3 protein-coding genes are annotated in these 2,204 nt (G+C 66.8%); all 3 read left to right on the forward strand.

Translation table 11 applies throughout. The features are described 5' to 3' along the window. Positions 1–163 (forward strand): IclR family transcriptional regulator domain-containing protein (locus ELR45_RS42785; protein WP_420813902.1); only part of this gene is annotated, 163 nt, incomplete at its 5' end. A gap of 27 nt (positions 164–190) precedes the next feature. Further along, complete coding sequence (gene glpK / locus ELR45_RS17560) at positions 191–1,690, forward strand: glycerol kinase GlpK (protein ID WP_205856780.1); 1,500 nt, start codon at positions 191–193, stop codon at positions 1,688–1,690. A 240-nt stretch (positions 1,691–1,930) separates the two neighbouring features. After that, positions 1,931–2,204 (forward strand): aquaporin (locus ELR45_RS40995; RefSeq protein ID WP_240759819.1); only part of this gene is annotated, 274 nt, incomplete at its 3' end.

Genomic DNA, 2,204 nt, shown 5'->3' on the forward strand with positions numbered 1-2,204 from the left:
CGCCGCACCCGTCCGCGGCAACGGTGGCCTCGTCGTGGGTGCCATCGGCGTCTCCGGCCCCGCGGAACGGCTCTGCGACAGTAAGGGACAGTACGACCGCGTCACGGTCGAGCAGGTGCGTAATGCGGCACGTGCGATCTCGCGGGACCTCGGCGCGTCTTGATGACGAGACTCAAAGGAGAGCTCGACAGTGCAGCGTTACGTGATGGCCATCGATCAGGGGACGACATCCACGCGGTGCATCCTGTTCGACTACCGCGGCCGGCTGGCCGCCGTGGTCCAGCGGGAGCACCGGCATCATTTTCCCAGGCCCGGTTGGGTGGAACACGACGCCGAGGCGATCTGGCGGGACGTCGAGCGGATAGTTCCCCAGACTCTGGCCCAGGCGGGCGTCTCGGTCGGTGAGATCTCAGCGGTCGGCATAGCCAACCAGCGCGAAACCACCGTGTTGTGGGACCGGCACACAGGAGTCACCATCGGCCGGGCGATCGGCTGGGAGGACACCCGGACACAAGCCCTGGTCGAGGAGCTCTCGAGAGCGCCCGGAGCGGAGCAGGTGATCCAACGCTGTGGTCTGCCGATCTCCAGCTATTTCTCCGCCCCTAAGATCCGCTGGGCACTGGACCACACACCCGGGCTGCGGGCGCGTGCGGAGAACGGCGACGTCCTCTTCGGCACCATGGACAGCTGGCTGGTGTGGAAGCTCACTGGAGGACCGGACGGCGGGGTGCACCTGACCGACGTCAGCAACGCCAGCCGGACGCTCCTCATGGATCTGACCACCCTGTCCTGGGATGACGAGCTGCTGAAGTTCTTCGACATCCCGCCGGCGATGCTGCCGGGGATCCGTTCCTCGACATTCGACTTCGGCCGTACGACGGCAGCGGTCCCCGGTATCCCGATCACCGCCGTCCTCGGTGACCAGCACGCGGCCCTGTTCGGCCAGACCTGTTTCGCGGCGGGCGAGGCGAAATGCACGTACGGCACCGGCAGCTTCCTGCTTCTGAACACCGGTACGGATCCGGTGCGCTCGACGCATGGTCTGCTCACCACCGTGGGCTTCCAGATCGGCGACGAGCCGGCGGTGTACGCGCTCGAGGGCTCCATCGCGGTCACGGGCTCACTGGTGCAGTGGCTCCGTGACCAGCTCGGCATCATCAGCAGTGCACCGGAGATCGAGACGCTGGCCCGGACGGTGACCGACAACGGCGGCTGTTACGTCGTCCCGGCATTCTCCGGCCTGCTCGCTCCGCACTGGCGAGGCGAGGCCCGGGGCGTCATCGCCGGGCTCACGTCCTACATCAATCGCGGCCATTTGGCACGTGCCGTGCTGGAGGCGACGGCATGGCAGACCAAGGACGTCGTGGAGGCGATGAACGCCGACTCGGGGCTCGATCTGGCGACGCTCAGGGTGGACGGCGGCATGACCGCGAACCATTTCCTGATGCAGTTCCTCGCCGACGTGCTCGACGTGCCGGTCGTGCGGCCGATGGTCGCGGAGACGGTTTCCCTCGGCGCGGCCTACGCCGCCGGGCTCGCTGTCGGGCATTGGCCGGATCTGCAGGGATTGCGTGCCAACTGGCACCGGGCGGGTCAATGGCTGCCGGACATGGACGCCGAGCACCGCGAGTCCGAGTACGAGAACTGGCGACGCGCCGTCGAGCTCACCTTCGGGTGGATCAAGACCTAGAGCCTGCTGGGCGACGCCGCCCGGCCGTCTGCGTCAGTGGCGGAATCCGAGTAGAGACCGTGGCGACGCCGAGGATCTTCGGGACAAACCGCGCCACGTGTGACCAAAGCGGTCGACATTGTCGAACGAAAGACAGTGACGGAGGCCACACTGACCGGTTACCGTCCAGTTACAGATCGCAACGACGCGATGTCCGGAGGCCCGGACGGTCGTTGCCCGTTCGACGAAACGGAGGCGTCCATGAACCTGGACTTCTGGGAGATCGTCTACACGGAGCTTCTCGGCACCGGCATGCTCGTCCTGCTCGGCTGCGGTGTCGTGGCGAACGTCCTCCTACCGAGCAACAAGGGCTACATGCGCGGCCCGCTGCAGGGCAACTGGCTACTCATCAACTTCGGCTGGGGGCTTGGTGTCTTCTCGGGCGTCTACGTCGCCGCGGACTCCGGCGCCCACATCAACCCCGCCGTCACCTTCGGTCTCGCAGTCGAGGGGACGACGGAGTGGAGCGACGTGC

This window comes from Phytoactinopolyspora endophytica, assembly GCF_004138495.1.
In the GTDB taxonomy this organism is placed as follows: domain Bacteria; phylum Actinomycetota; class Actinomycetes; order Jiangellales; family Jiangellaceae; genus Phytoactinopolyspora; species Phytoactinopolyspora endophytica.